Source organism: Chondromyces apiculatus DSM 436 (assembly GCF_000601485.1).
Taxonomy (GTDB): domain Bacteria; phylum Myxococcota_A; class Polyangia; order Polyangiales; family Polyangiaceae; genus Chondromyces; species Chondromyces apiculatus.
Genome location: NZ_ASRX01000082.1, coordinates 1 through 17,996, shown reverse-complemented (window position 1 = coordinate 17,996; position 17,996 = coordinate 1). Strand labels below are relative to the sequence as shown.

Genomic DNA, 17,996 nt, shown 5'->3' with positions numbered 1-17,996 from the left:
ACGTCGACCGTGTCTCAGCGGCGTGACGAGGGCACCGCCTGGGACACGGGCGCCTCGCCGGGGCGCGCATGCCGCACGTGCCGCCAGCTCCGCGCCATCTCCAGCGCCGAGGCCAGCGTGCTGCAGGGTGTCAGCCCCGCGAAGTCCAGGCCTTGCGCCACCGCTTCCCGCGCGCTCTCGGGCGACAGGCCGCACACGATGGCGCGTGCTCCGAGGAGGCGCGCCGCCTGCGCCGCGCGCTCGATCACGTGCGCGACCTGGCCGTGGAGCCTCGGCACCCCCGTCACGTCCAGGATCACCGTGTCCGCACCCATCTCTGCGGCGCGCCCGAGCAGCGCCGTGGTCACCAGCTCCGCCCGCGCCGCGTCCACGTCCCCGATGAGCGGGACGAGCAGCACGCCGCGCTCCACGTAGAGCACCGGGCACGAGAGCTGCCGGATCAACGCCAGCAGATCCTCCTGCTGCGCCCGCGCGTCCTCGAGCTCCCGGATCTTCTCCTCCAGCACCTGGCGGTGGGTGTTCTCCTTCTCCTTCGCTGCCTTCAGCGACTTGGCCACCCGCTCGACCATGTTGGCGAGGATCCCCAGCTCGTCCCGCCGCGCGATCTGGGCGATGTCGTCGTAGCGTCCCTGCAGCACCCGGAGCAGCCCGGTCCCGATGCTGCGGACCATCTCCAGCTCCTCGGCGGACAGCCGGCTCGTGAGCGAGCCCTCCACGCTGCCACCGCCCCCCGGTGCCTCGTTCGCCATCATCCCGACCACCGCACGTCGAGCACGCAGCACCGCGCCCCATCGCGCATGCAGGGCGCGTGGGTGATGCTCACGTCGCGCACCTCCCACGAGTCGAGCAGCCCTTGCAGTGCCCCCTCCTCGAAGTGGCAGTTGAACGGCTGCTCCATCTCCACCCGGGCCGCGCCTGGGCCGAGCATGGTGGAGCGGAACTCGCCGCGGCCGCCGCGGACCGCGAACTTCCAGAAGGCGGGGAGCTGCTCGATCATCTGCACGCAGCTCGTGATGCCCGATTTCTCCAGCTCGGGGCGCAGCATGAAATAGATGCTCTGCCCCATCAGCTTCGGGAGCTCCGGATCGCGATCCTCGAGCTCGTTCAGGATCGTCTCCATGTGCTGCCCGTCGTACCAGCACTCCGGATCGATGGCCCGGAGCGCGTCGAGCGTCTCCGCGCTCAGCTCCGGAGCGGCCACGGTGCTCAACAGGGTGAAGAGGAATCCCTGGTTCAGCACCATGCCTTCCGTCACCTCCGGCGGCGGCGGCGGCAACGGGGTCAGTATGAGCGGAGCGCGGCGCAGGAACCTGACCATGAGGTCATCTTCCGCGCCACCACGCGCAAGTCAAGATCGCGCCGGAGAACCGCCCCGGCCATGTCGGACACGGCGGTGCGGCGCGCCTGTACAGCGCGCCCATCCGTGCAGCGCCGCGCACGCCCCGCGTCGACGGGGCGCGGCACCACGGCCCTATTTGATGACGCCGCACCCGATGCGCGCCCCGGCGTTGCCCGAGGGCTGGCCGAAGTCGTCGGGGGCTGCGTGCAGGATGATCGCGTGACCGATCACGTCGGTCGCGGCCCCATCGCCCAGGGTCCACTGCGTCGACCGGTAGGTCAGAGAGCCGTTCCCGTCGGCGCCGATGGTGATGTTCCCGAGGTCACCGAGGTGAGACATCTCCTCGCCCGGCTGTCCGTGCTCGTGCATCTCCGGATTCCAGTGATCCCCTGCGGAGGTCCCGTCGCCGTCGCACACCCCGTTCTGGTGGATGTGAAGGCCGTGCTCCCCGGGAGGCGCCCCCATGAGGGTCACCACCACGGTCACCTCGGCCCCCGACAGGCTGAACATGGCCGTGCCGCTCACGCCGCTGGCCTCCAGCGCCCCGATCTCGGCGCTCGCGCTGCTCACGCCCGAGCTGCCACCTCCTCCATCGCCGCCGCTGCCGCCGCTTCCTCCCGATCCCCCATCGCCATCGTCATCGCACGCCGCAGTCCCCACCACGAGGAGCAACGCCGACAGCCCAGCACCGAGACACTTCAAGGAACCACGCATGAGTCTCCTCCCAGGTTCGATCCAGATGATCGCTGGGTTCATGGGGCCAGGGCCGCGCTCCGCAATGGATCGCCCCTGGGATGGCGACAAACCGACGCAGTTACGTGCGCGCAGCCTTCAAGGGCCATGGGCCGATCACCAGCGATGGCGCATCGGGTCACGCCCTACGGCGTTCGACGCGGCTTCGGTACGAAGCTCACTGGATCTCGCTGGGATTGATGCGCTTCCGGGAGAGCTGCGGCGCCGACGAGGCCGCGCGCACGGGGCGGGCCCTGGAAGACGTCGAAGGCTTTGGTGGCGCCGCTCCGCTGCTGGCAGGGGCGAGCGCGCGCGGGGTCGAGGCGTTCTCCGGCGCACGCTGCACCACCGCCTCGGGAGAGGGCGCTGGCTCGGTCGCGGCGATCGCGGCAGTCACCAAAGGGTTCACCACGCCCGCGGGTTGCTGTCGCGGCACCTGCCTTGCGGTGCTGGGTGGACCTTCCGCGCTCGACGTGCCCTCTGCCGTGGCATCGAGATCCAGGTGCTTTCGTTCGTGCGCCAGAGCAGCGAACACCGCGCCGCCCAGCAGCATCACCAGGCCGGCTCCGCCGAGCGCCAGGACATGGCGCGCGCGCTTGTGCGGCTTCGCCTCGACAGCCCTGTTCTCCCGCTGACCCTCGTCTCCCCGCGCGCTCCCCTCGCTCCCGCGCGCGCTCCCCTCGTCTCCCCGCGCGCTCCCCTCGCTCCCACGCCCGCGCTCCTCGCTCCCACGCCCGCGCTCCTCGCTCCCACGCCCGCGCTCCTCGCTCCCACGCCCGCGCTCCTCGCTCCCGCGCCCGCGCTCCTCGCTCCCACGCCCGCGCTCCTCGCTCCCGCGCGCACCGCCGGTCGATCCCACGCCCGTCACCGCGAACGCGAGGTCCCGTGACGCGTACGAGCGGCTCGCCCGGAGCGACAGGGGTCCCCCGGCGATCTGCTCGAGCGCCTCGATCATCTCCCCGAGCGACTGGAACCGCTGCGCGCGGTCGCGCGAGAGCGCGCGCTCGAAGAAGCCATCGAGAGGCGCCGGCAGATCCCCGACGATCTGTGTCGCCCGCGGGCAAGGACCGGTGAGGATCTTGGAGAGCACCATCCCGAGCTGCTCACCCCCGAAGGGCAGCTCTCCCGTGAGCATCCGGAACAGGATCACGCCCAGCGCCCAGAGGTCGCTGCGGTGGTCGACCTCCTCGCCGCGGACCTGCTCCGGGCTCATGTAGTGCGGCGAGCCCAGAAGCTCTCCGGGGCGCGTCACCTTCCCGAGCACCTGACCGAGGGTGTCCTTGACGATCCCGAAGTCGAGGATCTTGACGATCTCTCCTTCCTCCTCGGTCCGCGCCAGGAACACGTTGGCGGGCTTCAGGTCGCGGTGGACCAGGCCGGCGTCGTGCGCCCTCCGGATGGCCCTCGCCACCTGGGCGAAGATCCCCACCGCTTCCTGGAGCGAGAGCCGGCGGACGCGATCGAGCCGCGCCCCGAGATCCTCGCCCTCCAGCAGCTCCATCACCAGGTAAGGCATGTCCGCGTCGATCCCGTAATCGACGACGTGCACCACGTGGGGGCTGCGCAGCTTCGCGGCGATGCGCGCCTCACGCTCGAAGCGCGTCACCGAGTCCGGCGAGGTCGAAAGCCCCTCGTGCATCAGCTTGAGCGCGACCGGCAGGCCCAGCACCACGTGCTTGGCCTCCCAGACGGAGCCCATGCCGCCGCGCGAGAGCAGCCGCTCGACGCGGTACTTCTCTCCGATGACGGCCCCCGGGGTCACCAGCATCGCCCAAGCTCCCCTCGACCGTGCCCCCTCATCCCGCTGGAACGATACCGTGCAGACACCGAACGGCAAGGCACGTCGACGGCGTCCGACGCGTCCGACGCGTCCGACGCGGCCGACCTGGCGATGGTCCAGGACGATGACGCCGTCGCGAACGACGCCGCGGACGACGCGTCATGCCTCCGCCTTCACGCCGGGCAGCCGCGTGAAGCGCAGCGGCCCCTCCGACGAGACGAGCGGCGCGAGGGTGCGGTCGACCATCACCTCGGTCAGGTCGCGCTCCTCGCCGTTCACCAGGCAGCACCGCTGCACGAGCCGCATCACCTGCGAGTAATCGACGTGGTCCAGGTTGTGCGCCAGACCGAGGGTCTGCCACATCTTGTGCGCCCCGAACTTGCGCGGCGCCGCCTCGTCGTACCAGCCGTAGTTCGCCGACACGTTGCGCGTCCCTGCCAGCCGGTTGGTGAGTACCCAGTGCTTGCCCACGTTCTCGATGAGCCCCTGCCGCCCCGCGTAGGCCGCCTCCACCTTGGTGTGGTGCTGGATCATCCGCGAGGTGTAGCCCATCGCTCCGTCGGGCTTCTGGATGCAGGGCTTCAGCTTCACCGCCGCCTGCTCCCAGATCAGATCGCACACCTTCGTCGTCGGCAGCACGCACCCGAGCAGGTCCGCGATCCGCTGCGCCGTCCGGGCGCTCACGCTCACCCGCACCGAGCCCTGCTCATCGCCGACCCGCAGCGCGTCGGCGCTCACGAAGAGCACCAGCTCGTGCTCCTTGTGCTTGCTCACCACCTCGACCCAGGTGGTCTGTGTGGTGCGCGCGTCGCGCACCGCCTGGAGGATCGCGTCTTCCCGGCCGAAGCTCGGCTTCTCGGGCAATCCCCGCATGAACTCTCCGCACCACCCGGCGATCGTCTGTTCCTGCACCTGGGCCTCCTTCTTCGGACGTTCCAGGATACCCCAACACCCGACCTCACGCCGGTCTCACCCGTTCGCGCCGATCCCGAGGTCATGGGGAGCAGGGAAATGACGAACGGGGCGAGCCCTTTTCAGGACCCGCCCCGAGCCAGCGCCTTACGGCGTACTGCGTGACGCGGTGCCGCGCCGCGTGGCGTTACTCGTTCGCCTTCTGGCGCGCCTCGCCCTTCAGCTCCTTGGCCTTGCCCTCGGCCTGCATCTGCTCGTTGTCGATGAGGGCACCCACGCGGTTCTTGATGGCCCCCACCACCTCCTCGGTCTTGCCCTGGGCGCGCTCGGCGGCCTTGGCGGCCTCCTGCTTGGCCTCGCCCTTCAGCTCCTTGGCCTTGCCCTCGGCCTCCATCTGCTCGTTGCCGATGAGGGCGCCGATGCCCTTCTTGATCTTGCCCCCGAGCTCCTCGGCAGCACCCTCGGCACGATTGCTCTCGTTGCTCATCGCATTCTCCTCTGCGGTGGTGATTCACCAGCGCGTGAACGGGCGCTTCACCGAGAGTACTTGCCGGGAAGCGCGCATCAGGGACAGCAGCGACAGCAGCAACGGCCGTGCCGACGATACGTGGCTGCGCCTGGGACACTCCACCCCCACGCCTGCCCCTGCCTGCGCCTCCAGGGGAGCAGTCGCTGCCCATCGCCTCCGCCTCTGTGTCGCTTTTACCCGCCGAACCCGCAGGTCACCTGGATCTCCCTCGGGCAACCCCCGGGGGTTGGCAAGGGGTCACCCACGCTTCATCCGCCCCGGGTGCCGCCAGCTCACCTGATGGCTGCCGGGACCTTCAAGCGGCCATGGGCAGCGAGCACCTTGAGGCGCTCCAGGGTCTGGATCGCCCGCCACTCCAGCCCTGCCGCCGGAGTCCACGCCGCCCAGCCCACCGTCCACCCCCCGTCCTCCGCCTGCTCCCCCACGAGCGCGTCGAGGTGCGCCTCGATCAGCCGCTCGTCGAACCACCGCCGCGCGAGGCACCCAGGGTGCGGCGCAAACTCCAGGGGCATCATCACCTCCCCGGCGTGCCCCCCAGCCTGCGCCTCCAGGGCGACGATCCCGCCCGGCTCCAGCAAGACCTCCCCGAGCCTCTGCGCCGCCTGCGCGGCCCGCGCCCGCTCCGGCGCGTGATCGAGGAACACCAGGGCCGCGCGGCTCTCGTAAGCGATCTGCAGGAGCGGCACCCTCTCCTTCGCCGCCGCCGCCGCCGCCACCCGGCCCGGCATCGCCTCGATGGCCTCCCAGCAGAACGCCGTCGCGCGCGCGACCCATGGCGCCGTCACCCCGTGCTTGTGCAGCAGGCCCACGAGGCTCGCCGTCGGCAGCAGACACCCCGGCAGCACGCCCTCCGCGGGCGCCCACCATGGCGCATGGGGATAGCGCGGCACGTCGGACAGCACGTTGGGAATCCCGCCATCCGCCGCCACCAGGCCTCCGAGGTAGCCGAGCGCGGCCTCCACCATCGGGTCCTGCAAGCTCCCCACCTCGTCGAGCACCCGCAGCGCCGCCTCCACGCAGAGGGGCTGGCTCACCGGCCCCCGGAAATCGGGCTCGATCGCCTCCCCGAAGCCGCCATCGGCATTCTGGTAGGGCCGCAGCGCCTGCACCACGCGCGCGCCCTCCCCTCCGCGGAACAGGCGCGCAAACCGCAGCCGTTCGAGCAACCGCCCCGACAGCCACACGAACCGCTCGGCCGCCTCGAAGGCAGCCAGATCGACCTCTCGCATGGCCGGAGCATGCAGCGGCCGCCCCCGGCCATCTTGTCGAAATCGGACATCCCCTACACCCAGCGCCCCCAGCGCACCCAGCGCTCCCCTTGGAGTCCCTCAGCGCACCCTCTCCCGCAGTGCCGCGGGCGTCAGCCCCCCGAGGGCCATGGTCTCGTGGGCCAGGTGGGCCTGATCGGCGTAGCCCACCGCCACTGCGAGCCGCGCCAGGGGCACCTCGGGCTCCGCCTGCATCCTGCGCATCGCCTCCTGGAACCGCAGCACCCGTTCGAGCACCTTCGGCCCGTACCCCACCGCCGCCGTGCAGCGGCGCAGGAGCTGCCGCGTGCTCACCCCCAGCTCGCTGGCGAGCCCGTCGAGGCTCCCCTGCCCTCCCTGCGCGAGCCGCCGCACCAGCGCCCCCACCAGCGGATCCGGCGCGCCCGCCCGGACCGCGCGACCTGCCATCGCCTGCTCCAGCAGCGAAGCCCTCTCCTCCACCGACCCTGCCTCCGAGAGCGCCTCGGCCAGCCGGACCGCATCCCCTCCCCACAGCGACTCCAGCGAGACCCGCGCGTCCCGGATCGCCGACGCAGGCACCCCCAGGAGCGCAGGCGCGGCTCCTGGATGGAACCGGACCCCGCTCACCGGAGCCCCCGCGGGCAAGGCCTCCAGCACCGGCCCCGTGTCGGGACCGGCGACCCTCAGCGACACCCCGTTCCACACCACGTCGACGCACCCATCCGGCAGCACGCGGAAGGGCTCACCGCTCCGGGACACCTCCTCGTGGGCCCACACGCACCGCACGAAGCGGCCGAGGTCCGGAGAAGGGAGGCGCTCTGCGTACGTCACCCGGACGTTCTACCGCGATCCCCGGTCCCCCGCCGCTCCTCGCCGCTCCTCGCCGCTCCTCGCCGCTCCTCGCCGCTCACCGCCGCGCTGGCCGGGGCTGCGCCTGGGCCGCGGCCCACTCCCGGCGCTGGCCGATGACCGCCTGGAGCGCAGCCTGCATCGTCGAGAAGTTCCGCGCCGCTGCCCCCACGTCCGGCGAGCCCCCCGCGCTGGTCTCCACCATCGCCTGGGCCACGGCGGGGCGTATCCCGCAGACCACGCACTCCGCCCCGAGCAGGGTCACGGCCCTCCGGATCCTGGTGAAATGATCGGCCGTGCGCGCGTCGATGGAGTCGACCCCGGTGACGTCCAGGATCGCGCAGCGCGCCTGGGTGCGCGAGACCGTCTCCAGCAGCGCGGCGGTGATGTCGGCGGCGCGCCGATCGTCCACGACCCCGATGATCGGCAGCGCCACCACCCCCTCCCAGACCTGCAGGACCGGCGTCGACAGCGCCCGGATCGCCTCCTGCTGCCGCGCGATCACCGCGAGCTGCGCCTCCAGCGCGTGCTCGGTGCGCAGCCGCTCGGTCAGGTCCCGGGCCAGCACCGTCACCCCCGCGACCTTCCCCGTGGCGTCGTGGAGCGCGGTCAGCTTGGCGCTGTAGCCCCGGCACCCCTCCTCGTGCTCGATCTCGTAGCTCACCGGCGCCGGCGCCTCCCCGCGGAGCACGTGCTCGAAGGCTCCCCGCAGCGCCACGGCCACGTTCCAGGGCAGCGCCTCCTCCAGCGAGCGCCCCACGGCTGCCTTGGGCGACGGGTGGAAGGGCGCCTGGTCGGGCGGCACGTGGAGCCCCGTGAGCTGCCCTTCCAGGTCCAGGGTGAGCACCACCTCCCCGAGGGACGCGAGCACCGCCCGCTGCCGCTCCTTGCTCTCCCACAGCTCCTGGAGCTTCTCCCGCAGGGGCTGACGCGCCTCCTCGTCGTGCTCCCGCCGCAGCGCCTCCAGGTCGTCCTGGATGGTCCGGTCCGAGCGGTACAGCAGGAAGTCCACCACCGGCGTACCGTCCTCGCGGACCCCCACCGTCTCGTCGGCCCAGCCGTTCGCGCCCATCACCCGCGAGTAGAGCCCCACGAGCTTCCCGAACAGGAACGGGCACCCCCACCTCTCCTTCGCCGACGCCTGCACTGCCAGCTCCCAGGGGTTGTGCACCCGCACGCTGGCGCGGCCCGTCTCCTCGTCGAACCACTCCAGCTCGAAGCGCCCCCAGCCGCACACCTCCACCGAGTGCCCCCAGGTCTCCAGCACCTCCGCGAAGGACGCCCCGCCCCCGTCCGCAATGCTCAGGCGGTGATCGTCCTTGGCCCCCAGGCTCGCGTGGTACGCCACGGTGAGGCGGAACAGCGGCACCCCGAGCTCCTCCGCGAGCGGCGCAAGGAGCTGGGACAGCGAGGGATCCAGCCAGAACATCGTCGACCGCCGGCCGTGATAACCGAGCAAACCGCTCTCGGGATCCCAGGTGAGCGTCGTCTCATTGAACTCCACTGAGCGCGTCGACCTCTCTCGAACGGGCGCACTGGTCATCAGGAGGTTCCTCCACGATGCAGAGTAGGCTCACCTCTCAATGACGCGTGACGAGAAAACAAAATGAATCATTTGTGCAGAGACACGGTTTCCCTCTGAAGTTGGACGTCAGGTGAGGCGACTCACGCCCAAATGTAATCTCCGTCCACACGCTATGCACACCAGGTGCGCTTGACACCGCACCCACGCCGCTGTCTTCTCGGTGACACAGCACACGAGGAGAACATGGATGGGCGCTGACGATAACATCTCCTTATTGCGGCGTATCTACGGGGACTATGCTGCCACTGGATCGGCAGGAGGCCTCCTGGAGAGCCTCACGGACGACGTGTCGCTCACGCTCACCATCCCCGCGGGCACGCCCATCAGCGGCACATTCCGGGGAAAAGAAGCCGTCATGGGCTACTTCCGGACCCTGCGGGAGGTGGTCGAGCAGCTCACGGTCGAGGTCCACGATTACCTCGCTGGCGAGGACAAGGTGGTGGTCCTCGGCGCCGAATCTCTGCGCGTGCGCAGGACCGGAGAGGCATTCTCCACCGCCTGGGCGTCCGTCTATAGCTTCCGCTGGGACAGAATCAAGAGTGTGCTGGTGATCAAGGATCTCTCGGCGGTCAGCAAGGCTTACCTCGACCCGGATCCTCCCCCCTCACCCCACAATCCCCTCAGCACTCCGGCAGGCTGACGCTGACGTCGGGCGCGGCTTCCACGAACCGCGCCGCGAGCCCCCCGCGCGCCGTCTCCTTGTACTTGTCCTTCATGTCGGCGCCGGTGATCCGCATGGTCCGGATCACCTTGTCGAGGCTGACGAAGTGCTGCCCGTCGCCGTGCAGCGCCATCCGCGCTGCATTGATGGCCTTGATCGCCGCCATTGCATTGCGCTCGATACAGGGCACCTGCACCAGCCCCCCGATGGGGTCGCAGGTCAGCCCGAGGTTGTGCTCCATCGCGATCTCCGCCGCGTTCTCCGCCTGCGCCGGCGACCCACCGAGCACCTCGCACAGCGCCCCCGCCGCCATCGAGCAGGCCGAGCCCACCTCCCCCTGACAGCCGACCTCCGCGCCGCTGATCGACGCATTCTCCTTGTAGAGCACCCCGATCGCCGCCGCCGTGAGCAAGAACCGCTGCACCCCCTCGTCGGTCGCGCTGGGCACGAAGCGCCGGTAGTAATGGAGCACCGCCGGGATGATCCCCGCCGCCCCGTTGGTCGGCGCCGTCACCACCCGCCCGCCTCCCGCGTTCTCCTCGCTCACCGCCAGCGCATACAGGCTCACCCAGTCGAGCGCCGTGAGCGGATCGCGCAGCCCCGCCTCCGGGTTCTCGGTGAGCTTCCTGTACAGCGCCGGCGCGCGCCGCTGCACCTTGAGCCCCCCCGGCAAGATGCCCTCCGTCCGGCACCCCCGGCGCACGCACTCCTGCATCACCTGCCAGATGCGCGCGAGCCCCGCCCGGATCTCCGCCTCCGAGCGATAGATCTTCTCATTCTCCATCATGAGCTGGCTGATCGACACCCCCGCCGCCGTGCACCGCGAAAGGAGCTGGGCCCCTGTGGTGAATGGATACGGAAATGGCGACGACGACGGTCGCCCCGCTTGCCTCCCGCCCTGCGCCCCCGTCGCTGCCTGTGCCCCGAGGAGCCCCGGCGGCGGCCGGGAAGGACGGCGCGGCGCCTCCTGACGCGGCGCCTCCTCTCCAGCCGCCACGGCCGCGGGCTCGGGATCGTCGACCACGAACCCCCCGCCCACCGAGTAGTAGACGCGCGACATCAACGGCTCCCCCGCCCCATCCAGCGCCGTGAACCGCATCCCGTTCGGGTGGTGCGGCAAGCTCCGCCGCACGAGCTGCAGGTGCGCCCCCTCCTTGAACGCCACCTCCCGCTTCCCGAGCAGCCGCAGCCGCCCGCTCTTGCGCACCTCCCCCACCAGCACGTCCACCTGCTCGACATCCACCCCGTCCGGCGTCTCTCCCAGCAACCCGAGCAGCACCGCCTTGTCGCTGCCGTGCCCGCGCCCCGTCGCCCCCAGCGACCCGAACAGCTCGCTCCGCACCGCCGCGCACCCCTCCAGCAGCCCCGCCCCCTCCACGGCCAGCGCGAACGACCGCGCCGCGCGCATCGGCCCCACGGTGTGAGAACTGCTGGGACCGATGCCGATTTTGAAGAGATCGAAGACACTGATGGTCATGCGGCCGCGGAGGATAGCGCGCCCTCTCCCGAGAAGCGCGCGCCGACCTCGCGCCACGACGCGTCAATGCTTCTTCGGGCGCGTGATCCGGTACTCCTCGATCCGGTTGATCAGCGTCCGCCGCGACATCCCCAGCCTCCCGGCCGTGCGCGTCTGGTTGAACGCACACGCGATCAGCGCCTCCAGGATCCGGGCCCGATCCGCCTCGCGATCGTCCAGGCGAAGCTGCAGGCCCTCCGGCCGCGACCCCGCGGAGGCCGGTGGCGCGCCCTGGTCCCCGATCTCCAGGTGCTCCGGCTGAACCGTGGTGCCGGTGCTCAGCATGATCGCGCGCTCGACCACGTTCCGCAGCTCGCGGATGTTCCCCGGCCACGCATGGCGCTCGAGCGCTGCAATCGCCTCCTCCGACAGCTCCGGCGCCGCGGCGAGTCCGAGCTGCTCGGCGCACCGATGCGCGAACGCGCGCGCCAGCGAAGCAATCTCCTCGGTCCTCTCCCGCAAGGGTGGGATCCGCAGGGAGACCCCCTCCAGCCGGAAGAACAGATCCTGCCGGAACGCCCCTCGCGTCACTTCGCCCCTCAGATCGCGGTTCGTCGCCGAGACGAACCGGACGTCGACATCGCGCGTCCGCACCCCGCCCACCCGCCGCACCTTCCGCTCCTCCAGCACCCGCAGGAGCTTCACCTGCAGGCTCGGGTGCAGCTCGCCCACCTCGTCGAGGAACACCGTCCCCCCGTCTGCCATTTCAATGAGCCCTGGCTTCGCCCGCAGCGCCCCCGTGAATGCCCCCGCCTCATGGCCGAACAGCTCGCTTTCGAGCAGCGACGCCGCCAGCTCCGCGCAATTGATGGACACGAATGGCTTGCCCACCCGCGGAGACTGGGTGTGCACCGCGCTCGCCATGACCTCCTTGCCCACCCCGGTCTCCCCGAGAATGAGCACGCAGATCTCCCCCCGCGCCACCCGCGCCACCCGCTCGTACAGCTTGCGCATACTCGGCGCCACGACCACCAGCGGCATCGCCCCGCGCACCTTCCGTCCTGACGGCGGCGGCACCTCCTGCGCCCGCGTCTTCAGGACGAGCAGCGTGTCTCCAACACGGATGGCATCCCCCGGGTACAGCTCCTCGCGCTGCTCGTTCCTCAGCAGGATCTCGGGGCCTTCCTCCATCCCCGCCTCCTCGTAGCGCCGCAGCACCCTCGTCCCCCCGCGGCTCCCGAGATCCTCGGCCTTCAGCGTGGGTCCCAGGTGCAGAATGACGTGCCGCCCCGACACGCCAGGGTCTCCGAGGCGGATGTCGTTCCCTTCGTCCCTCCCGATGGACACCTGTCCAGAAGCAGGAAGCGGATGGCGGGCCAGCGCGCCCGCAGCCGCAGCCGCAGCCGTGCCCGAAGCGACAGCGTGCACCTCCAGGGATAAGGGGGCCATCCACGCCCTGCGGAGGGAGTCCATGCTACCATCGTAGCCGCCCTTCTCGGGCGCGGTGAAGTCTCTGGCGTGGCCCCTCGCCGGCCCCGTCCTTGCACTCACCGCACGCACTCATTGAGGACCATGGACAGCTTCTTCCAGGGTCCCTGACATCTCATGGTGCGAAGCGCGGCACCGTCCCGCCGCCCTGCGCGCCCCCATGGAGGTTGCGATGGCTACCGACAATGACCTCGTCCTCGTCGCGCGACACCTGGCTGCCGCGCTGTGTCTTCTCGGGTTCGCAGCCTGTCAGGCCATCACTGGCCTGGATGAATTCAGCATCTCCAGCACCGCGAGCGCGCCGGATCCGGGCGCGCCCGAGGCTTGCCAGCCAGGATGGCACGCGTGCGATGGCACCTGCACCGACCTCTCCGGTGACCCCCTGCATTGTGGCGCCTGCGGCTCCGCGTGCGGGACGGGTGAGATCTGCGTCGACGCGCAATGCACCTGTCCCTCTCACCGCCCTCGCTGCGCTGGCGGGTGTGTCGACCTACGCACCGACCCGCAGCACTGCGGCGCGTGCGAGCACGATTGCTCCGGACAGACCTGCGCCGACGCCTTATGCGCGCCCGAGCTCCTCATGACAGGCCTCGGGACCCTGCGCGCGCTCGCGGTGACCCATGGCGCGCTCTTCTGGACCGAAGCCTCCCCTGGCCGCGTCTCCTCCATCCCTTCGAGTGGCGGCGCCAGGACCGATCACGCCACTTCCCCTGCGCCTCACGCGCTCGCCGTCGAAGGCGACACCCTCTGCTGGACCGACAGCGTCGCCGCGGAGATCGTCGCGCTCGACCTGACCTCCGGCGTGACCTCGGTCCTCGCCACGAACCAGCCGAGCGCCTATGCCCTCGCTCTCGCCGGTGGGTTTGCCTACTGGACCACCTATGAAGTCGGCGAGGTCCTCCGCATTCCCCGGAGTGGAGGCCCCCTGGAGCACATCGCCTCGTCACAGGTCGGCGCCTTCGGCCTCGCCGTGGGCGACCACCATGTCTACTGGGTCAACCAGGACGGTGGCGCCATCCTGCGCTCCCCCCTCGACGGCGACGCCCTCCCTGAACCCATCGCCACGGAGTGCCCTGCCCCCCGCGCCATTGCGGTCGACGAGAGCCACGTCTACTGGATCGACAACGTCGGCATCATGAGGCACGACACCCTCGCGGGTGGCCCCCTCGTGCCCCTCACCGAGCCTCCCGTGTCCCCGCATAGCTTCGTGCTCGGCGGCGCCTACCTCTACTCGACCGACGAGGATGGGACCATCCGCCGCATTCCCACCGCCGGAGGAGAGCCCCTCTCCCTCGCCGTCGATCAAGCGCTGCCCTCTGCCATCGCGCTCGATGCGACCCACGTCTACTGGCACAACGCTGGCGATGGCACGCTGATGCGTGTCGCGCGCTGATACGCGCCGATACGCGCCGATACACGCCGCGCACGACCTGCACCACGCCGGAGCTGGGCCCTACAGGTCCGTCTTGATGAGGAATGCGTCGCGCTTGCCCAGGTTCGGCGTACCCGGGATCAGCTCTCCTTGGGTGTAACCCACCACGAAGAGGCGCCCGCAAGCATCGACGGCGGCCCCCCAGATCTCTTCGTCCTGTGCCGAATCTCGCCTCCAGGTGTCCAGGAGGGCCCCCGACGGGCTGAGCTTCATGGCAAAGATGCCCATGTCCTCTCCCCCGAACGTGGTGCCCGCCACGTAGACGTTGCCCTCTGCGTCGAAGGTCATGGCCGTCGGGAATTCAGAGTCTTCCCATCCCTCCTGGGCGATCCAGGCGACGTCCCCCGTGTCCTTGTCGAGCTTGGCCACGAACATGTCCTGATTGCCGAATTGCTGGTCGCCGAGCTGGAGAAAGGTCGCTCCCGAAACATAGAGATCCCCAGCAGGCGACAGCGCCACCGAATACGCCACGTCGTCCCGGATGGGAGAGACGTCGTGAGTCCAGCCGGGCGTGCCGTCGTTCCCCACCATCCGGACCCTCGCCCCTCCCGGGGTGGGGTCGCCATGAATGCCGGCGACGAAGATGGTCCCTGCCGGATCCACGGCCGCTCCGAGCAGGAGATCAGGGCCCTCCGTCTGGTAGCGATACCACCAGTCCTCGTGCAGCCCCTGGCCTGTCCCACCCGCGGCATCGGGGGCCAGTCGGAGCACGAAGGCGTCCTCGAACGCAGCGACGTAGTTCCCGATCACGTAAAGGTCATCGTAGCCGGCAATGGTCAGGGCCCCCGTCGCGTCGAGCGCCATCTTCGTGGGGTGCTGAGGCCGCTCATCGCCCATCTGAAACGTTTGCTGCTCCTTGCCGTGGGCATCGAGCGTCCTGACGAACACGTCGAACTGCCCCTGGTTGGTGAAGCTCCCCAGCGCCCCCGTCGTGCGCCCGAGCACGTGAATGTCCGCGCCCCCCCTGCCGAGCACCAGATCCTCCACGGTCTCCGCACCCGCGGTGTCGATGCGGTGCTCCCAGAGGAGCTGACCTCGCGCGGAGTACTTGCGCACCACGCCCTGCGCATCGCCCACCGGCTCGACGTTGGCCACGCCGGTCGTACCGTTCTCGTAGCCGGCGACGAGGATCTGCCCTTGCTCGTCGATCGCAATCGCCAGCAGCTCGTCGCTGCGCGCGGTCCCCGTGAGGATGTCACCTTGCCAGCTCCTGGCGCAGAGCGAAGGGCTCCCCTCCAACGGCCCCGGGATGCCTTGAGGCGACGGGTTGCTCAGGCCCTGGAAGTAACTCTCCGTCGGGACAGTCAGGTCAGCGACGCTGCAGGACTCATCGATCGACCCCCACAGAAGGAACATGACACCTAATGAGCGACATCGATCCATGTGCATCGACTCCCGAGCGTCGCGCGACGCGGCGCTTGTTGCAACCACCAAAGAGGGTCCGACACTGCGCCTGTTCCGCGACCCCCGAACACGTTGCCCGTGACATCTTCAACGGCGGCATGCCCCCCGTCGTCGTATTACCTGCCCGGTTATGCCAGCGCGGTACCATCGACCCTCTCATCCACCGCCCGGCTTCCTCTCCACGTCGAACGTCGTTCGCCTCCGCCGCGCCGCATCGTCCGCGAGGAACGCGACCAGCCCTTCGAGCCTCGTCCCCCGGCAATCGTCGACCACCGCTGCAGCGCGGGCGGCATCCACCTCGACGAGCATCTCGTACAGCTCTCGCTTCACCGCGGCCTTGGTGCGCCGCATGTCGTCGTCCGACCCGGACACGAAGTTGTCCTCCGTGATCATCGCTGCCACCAGGTCCAGCAATTCCTCCCTCAATGGATTGTCGTCCCAGGCAATCGCATCGCGGAGGTAATCGATCTCCATGAGCTGCTGGAGGTTGCGCTGGGTGGCTGGCCCGGTGGGCTCGGGATCCCGCAGATCCCGGCGCACCTTCTCGTGCATCTCCGGGTCGGACAGCAACGCACGGTAGCTCGCGCGGCTGTCCGCGCCCATCAGGGGGCGGTTGCGGAAGTCCCAGTAGCTGGCCAGCCAGGCATCACCCTCCAGCACGGCGCGCAGTGCGCCATTGTCGCCTTCATCGTCGACGTCCTCTGCAGGGCGTCGCTCCGCCGCAGTCGCCTCGCCGTCCACCCCCGAGGCGGCGGCTTGCTGCTCCGGGGCGCCCGCGAGACGCTGGCCCGTCACGCCCGGTGCCCTGGCGCCTGCGCCGCGCGACGCCCTCGGATCCAGTCCGCGTCGTCCATGGCCTTCTGGCGCCGCCCGCGGCGCCTCGACGACATGCGCCGTGATGGCGGTGGCGAGGACGAGTAGCCCCACGCCCAGCCCTGTCTTGAGAAAGGGTTGCATTGCCTTTGCTCCTGCGGTCGCAGCACCGTCAGCAGGCGCCGGGGTTCACCGAGGGATCACCTCATCCGGGATGGCACCTGCCAGGATGATCCTGTTGATGTACCCGATGTCGTCGTTCTGGAAGCGCGCCGATCCCACGACATAGCCCTGCGCGATCAGCAGGTTCGACACCCGATCCGTCGTCTGTGGCTGGAGGTTGTAGACCTTGCCGTGGTGCGTGGTCTTGTCGACCGACACGATGGAGTCCAGCGAGCCGTCCTCGCGGATCAGCTCTTGCTCCACCTGGAGCGTGCGCGCCTGCGCGAGCTGGCCACCCCCGAGGACCACGGGGTGCTCGTCCGTGAGCCGCAAGAGGCCCCCCGAAGCGGTGCGGATCTCGAAGATCACGTGCTCCCCATCGCGCAGCTCCGCGATGTAGCTGTGCACGTCGTTCTCCATCACCTGGATGTCACCCAGCAGGGCGTCCGGGGTGAGGGTCATCATCGTCGGCCGGCGTGCATCGGCAGCCTCCACGATGCTCTGGTAACCCTCGGGGAAGAGCACCTTCTGCTCCGGCGTGTAGCAGCTCGCCGTGCAGAACCCGAGCACGTGAAACGTGTCGGAGGCACTCCCCTGCGCATCGTATAAGTTGCAGTCGGCAGGGTTGGTGCTCGGCTTGAGCAACACCGCCGTGGCGATGTTGTTCGTGCTGCCGAAGGTCGGGTACATCGGGCGAGGGCGCTTGTAATTCAGGCTCTTCGTCCACTTCCAAGAATTGAGCGGATCGCGGCTCTGGGTCGTGGGACCCCCGGAGGACAAGAACAGGTTGTAGCGATACCGGGTGTTGATCAGGCGCTCGTACGAACCGGTATAGCTCCTGCTCGCATACCGGTCGTCCAGGTAGTCGAAGAGCGTGGGCCCACCGGATCCTCCGGCATAGGGTTCCCCGGTCGCGAAGAAGTCCTGCGGACCGGAGGTATGGAGGTTGAGCGCACACCTCCGCGCCCAGTTGATCCGTTGCTCGGCCTGGTACGCATCGAGGCTGTCCTGCGAGCAGCGCTGAAGGAACTCGACCTGTGCCGATGCCGGCGCCGGGAGCGCCCAGAGCATTCCGCAGGTCATGGCAACCGACAGGCACGCAGGCGGCAGGGAACGTCGCACGATGTCACCTCCACGTCGTTCGTTCAGTCTCCAGGCCGACCTCGCGCTCGGCCCTCCGGGAACCGATTCACCATCCATGCCACGGCCCCGACTGCTGGCTGGCCTCGGCGGCAGACCTCCCCGCACCCCTGAACAGGCAGGTGGCATGCACAACTCGACCGAATGACTTGTGCACGCGAGGCGTGCCAGGTCCCTCCCTGCGCCGGCCTCTGTCGATGCGCTGGAAGCCTTCCTGGCCTCGGGATGACCCCATCTCCCGAGCCCCCGCGGCCCTCCTCCCGCCCGCCCCAGACGCCCTACTGGACCCCCGAGCATGTCTACCTCGGCTCTCCGGTGACCCTTGTACAGCCCCCCTCAGGCCTGTCGCTGGCTCTGACTTCCCTCCCCCGAGAGGTCGGGATTGGCATCGCGAGCAGGCCACATTCGGCATCCCAGCCGGACACCTGTGGCCTCCCTCACGGCTTTCTGGACTCCGCCGACCCCTTCCTCACCATCGTCCGACC

Annotated in this window: 16 protein-coding genes; 2 read left to right on the top strand and 14 right to left on the bottom strand. The window is 69.8% G+C overall.

Annotation, left to right across the window (positions count from 1 at the left end):
• Positions 1-14: 14 nt before the first annotated feature.
• From CAP_RS46315 to CAP_RS54450, 9 genes are all read right to left on the bottom strand, one after another.
• On the bottom strand, positions 15-752 hold the full coding sequence (locus CAP_RS46315; protein ID WP_156041464.1) for an STAS domain-containing protein: 738 nt from the start codon (positions 750-752) through the stop codon (positions 15-17).
• Positions 749-1,318: a hypothetical protein gene (locus CAP_RS36250; protein WP_044249419.1), complete on the bottom strand. Its 570-nt coding sequence runs from the start codon at positions 1,316-1,318 to the stop codon at positions 749-751. Before CAP_RS36250 ends, CAP_RS46315 begins: the two co-directional genes overlap by 4 nt.
• A 153-nt stretch (positions 1,319-1,471) precedes the next feature.
• Complete coding sequence (locus CAP_RS52900) at positions 1,472-2,053, bottom strand: superoxide dismutase family protein (protein ID WP_081865624.1); 582 nt, start codon at positions 2,051-2,053, stop codon at positions 1,472-1,474.
• Between the two features lie 196 nt (positions 2,054-2,249).
• Positions 2,250-3,839 (bottom strand): serine/threonine-protein kinase, encoded by a 1,590-nt coding sequence (locus tag CAP_RS36240; RefSeq protein WP_044249417.1) that lies wholly within the window; start codon positions 3,837-3,839, stop codon positions 2,250-2,252.
• A gap of 171 nt (positions 3,840-4,010) precedes the next feature.
• Complete coding sequence (locus CAP_RS36235) at positions 4,011-4,763, bottom strand: hypothetical protein (RefSeq protein ID WP_231511906.1); 753 nt, start codon at positions 4,761-4,763, stop codon at positions 4,011-4,013.
• Between the two features lie 187 nt (positions 4,764-4,950).
• Positions 4,951-5,250 (bottom strand): CsbD family protein, encoded by a 300-nt coding sequence (locus tag CAP_RS36230; RefSeq protein ID WP_044249414.1) that lies wholly within the window; start codon positions 5,248-5,250, stop codon positions 4,951-4,953.
• A gap of 314 nt (positions 5,251-5,564) precedes the next feature.
• Positions 5,565-6,521, bottom strand: coding sequence for a hypothetical protein (locus tag CAP_RS36225; protein WP_044249412.1), 957 nt, complete (start codon positions 6,519-6,521; stop codon positions 5,565-5,567).
• Between the two features lie 99 nt (positions 6,522-6,620).
• Positions 6,621-7,352 (bottom strand): AraC family transcriptional regulator, encoded by a 732-nt coding sequence (locus CAP_RS36220; protein ID WP_044249410.1) that lies wholly within the window; start codon positions 7,350-7,352, stop codon positions 6,621-6,623.
• 76 nt (positions 7,353-7,428) lie between these two features.
• Entirely contained in the window at positions 7,429-8,913 is a 1,485-nt protein-coding gene (locus tag CAP_RS54450; protein WP_081865623.1) for a PAS domain-containing protein, read from the bottom strand.
• A 229-nt stretch (positions 8,914-9,142) separates the two neighbouring features.
• Here CAP_RS54450 and CAP_RS36205 point away from each other — a divergent pair, with 229 nt between their 5' ends.
• The gene (locus tag CAP_RS36205) at positions 9,143-9,595 is read left to right on the top strand and encodes a nuclear transport factor 2 family protein (protein ID WP_081865622.1); all 453 of its coding nucleotides are present in this window, start codon (positions 9,143-9,145) and stop codon (positions 9,593-9,595) included.
• Here CAP_RS36205 and CAP_RS36200 read toward each other — a convergent pair.
• Positions 9,576-11,093, bottom strand: coding sequence for an L-serine ammonia-lyase (locus CAP_RS36200; RefSeq protein ID WP_044249406.1), 1,518 nt, complete (start codon positions 11,091-11,093; stop codon positions 9,576-9,578). The genes CAP_RS36205 and CAP_RS36200 overlap by 20 nt on opposite strands.
• Before the next feature lie 63 nt (positions 11,094-11,156).
• On the bottom strand, positions 11,157-12,419 hold the full coding sequence (locus CAP_RS36195; protein ID WP_231511905.1) for a sigma 54-interacting transcriptional regulator: 1,263 nt from the start codon (positions 12,417-12,419) through the stop codon (positions 11,157-11,159).
• Positions 12,420-13,140: 721 nt separating this feature from the next.
• Here CAP_RS36195 and CAP_RS36190 point away from each other — a divergent pair.
• On the top strand, positions 13,141-13,953 hold the full coding sequence (locus CAP_RS36190; RefSeq protein WP_156041463.1) for an SMP-30/gluconolactonase/LRE family protein: 813 nt from the start codon (positions 13,141-13,143) through the stop codon (positions 13,951-13,953).
• A 60-nt stretch (positions 13,954-14,013) separates the two neighbouring features.
• Here CAP_RS36190 and CAP_RS36185 read toward each other — a convergent pair whose 3' ends face one another.
• The 3 genes from CAP_RS36185 to CAP_RS36175 all read right to left on the bottom strand — a co-directional run bounded on the left by CAP_RS36185 (position 14,014) and on the right by CAP_RS36175 (position 17,493).
• Positions 14,014-15,348, bottom strand: coding sequence for an NHL repeat-containing protein (locus CAP_RS36185; protein WP_044249401.1), 1,335 nt, complete (start codon positions 15,346-15,348; stop codon positions 14,014-14,016).
• Positions 15,349-15,552: 204 nt separating this feature from the next.
• Entirely contained in the window at positions 15,553-16,353 is an 801-nt protein-coding gene (locus CAP_RS36180; protein ID WP_044249400.1) for a hypothetical protein, read from the bottom strand.
• A gap of 45 nt (positions 16,354-16,398) precedes the next feature.
• A complete protein-coding gene (locus tag CAP_RS36175) occupies positions 16,399-17,493 on the bottom strand; it encodes a Hint domain-containing protein (RefSeq protein ID WP_231511904.1) in 1,095 nt (364 codons plus the stop codon).
• Between the last annotated feature and the right edge of the window lie 503 nt (positions 17,494-17,996).

Excerpts from the sequence above, each read along its gene's own strand:
- CAP_RS36190 (WP_156041463.1), top strand. The coding sequence starts at position 13,141 with ATGACAGGCCTCGGGACCCTGCGCGCGCTCGCGGTGACCCATGGCGCG.
- CAP_RS52900 (WP_081865624.1), bottom strand. The coding sequence starts at position 2,053 with ATGCGTGGTTCCTTGAAGTGTCTCGGTGCTGGGCTGTCGGCGTTGCTC.
- CAP_RS54450 (WP_081865623.1), bottom strand. The coding sequence starts at position 8,913 with ATGACCAGTGCGCCCGTTCGAGAGAGGTCGACGCGCTCAGTGGAGTTC.
- CAP_RS36230 (WP_044249414.1), bottom strand. The coding sequence starts at position 5,250 with ATGAGCAACGAGAGCAATCGTGCCGAGGGTGCTGCCGAGGAGCTCGGG.
- CAP_RS36250 (WP_044249419.1), bottom strand. The coding sequence starts at position 1,318 with ATGGTCAGGTTCCTGCGCCGCGCTCCGCTCATACTGACCCCGTTGCCG.
- CAP_RS36205 (WP_081865622.1), top strand. The coding sequence starts at position 9,143 with ATGGGCGCTGACGATAACATCTCCTTATTGCGGCGTATCTACGGGGAC.
- CAP_RS36180 (WP_044249400.1), bottom strand. The coding sequence starts at position 16,353 with ATGCAACCCTTTCTCAAGACAGGGCTGGGCGTGGGGCTACTCGTCCTC.
- CAP_RS36185 (WP_044249401.1), bottom strand. The coding sequence starts at position 15,348 with ATGTTCCTTCTGTGGGGGTCGATCGATGAGTCCTGCAGCGTCGCTGAC.
- CAP_RS36225 (WP_044249412.1), bottom strand. The coding sequence starts at position 6,521 with ATGCGAGAGGTCGATCTGGCTGCCTTCGAGGCGGCCGAGCGGTTCGTG.
- CAP_RS36200 (WP_044249406.1), bottom strand. The coding sequence starts at position 11,093 with ATGACCATCAGTGTCTTCGATCTCTTCAAAATCGGCATCGGTCCCAGC.
- CAP_RS36240 (WP_044249417.1), bottom strand. The coding sequence starts at position 3,839 with ATGCTGGTGACCCCGGGGGCCGTCATCGGAGAGAAGTACCGCGTCGAG.
- CAP_RS46315 (WP_156041464.1), bottom strand. The coding sequence starts at position 752 with ATGATGGCGAACGAGGCACCGGGGGGCGGTGGCAGCGTGGAGGGCTCG.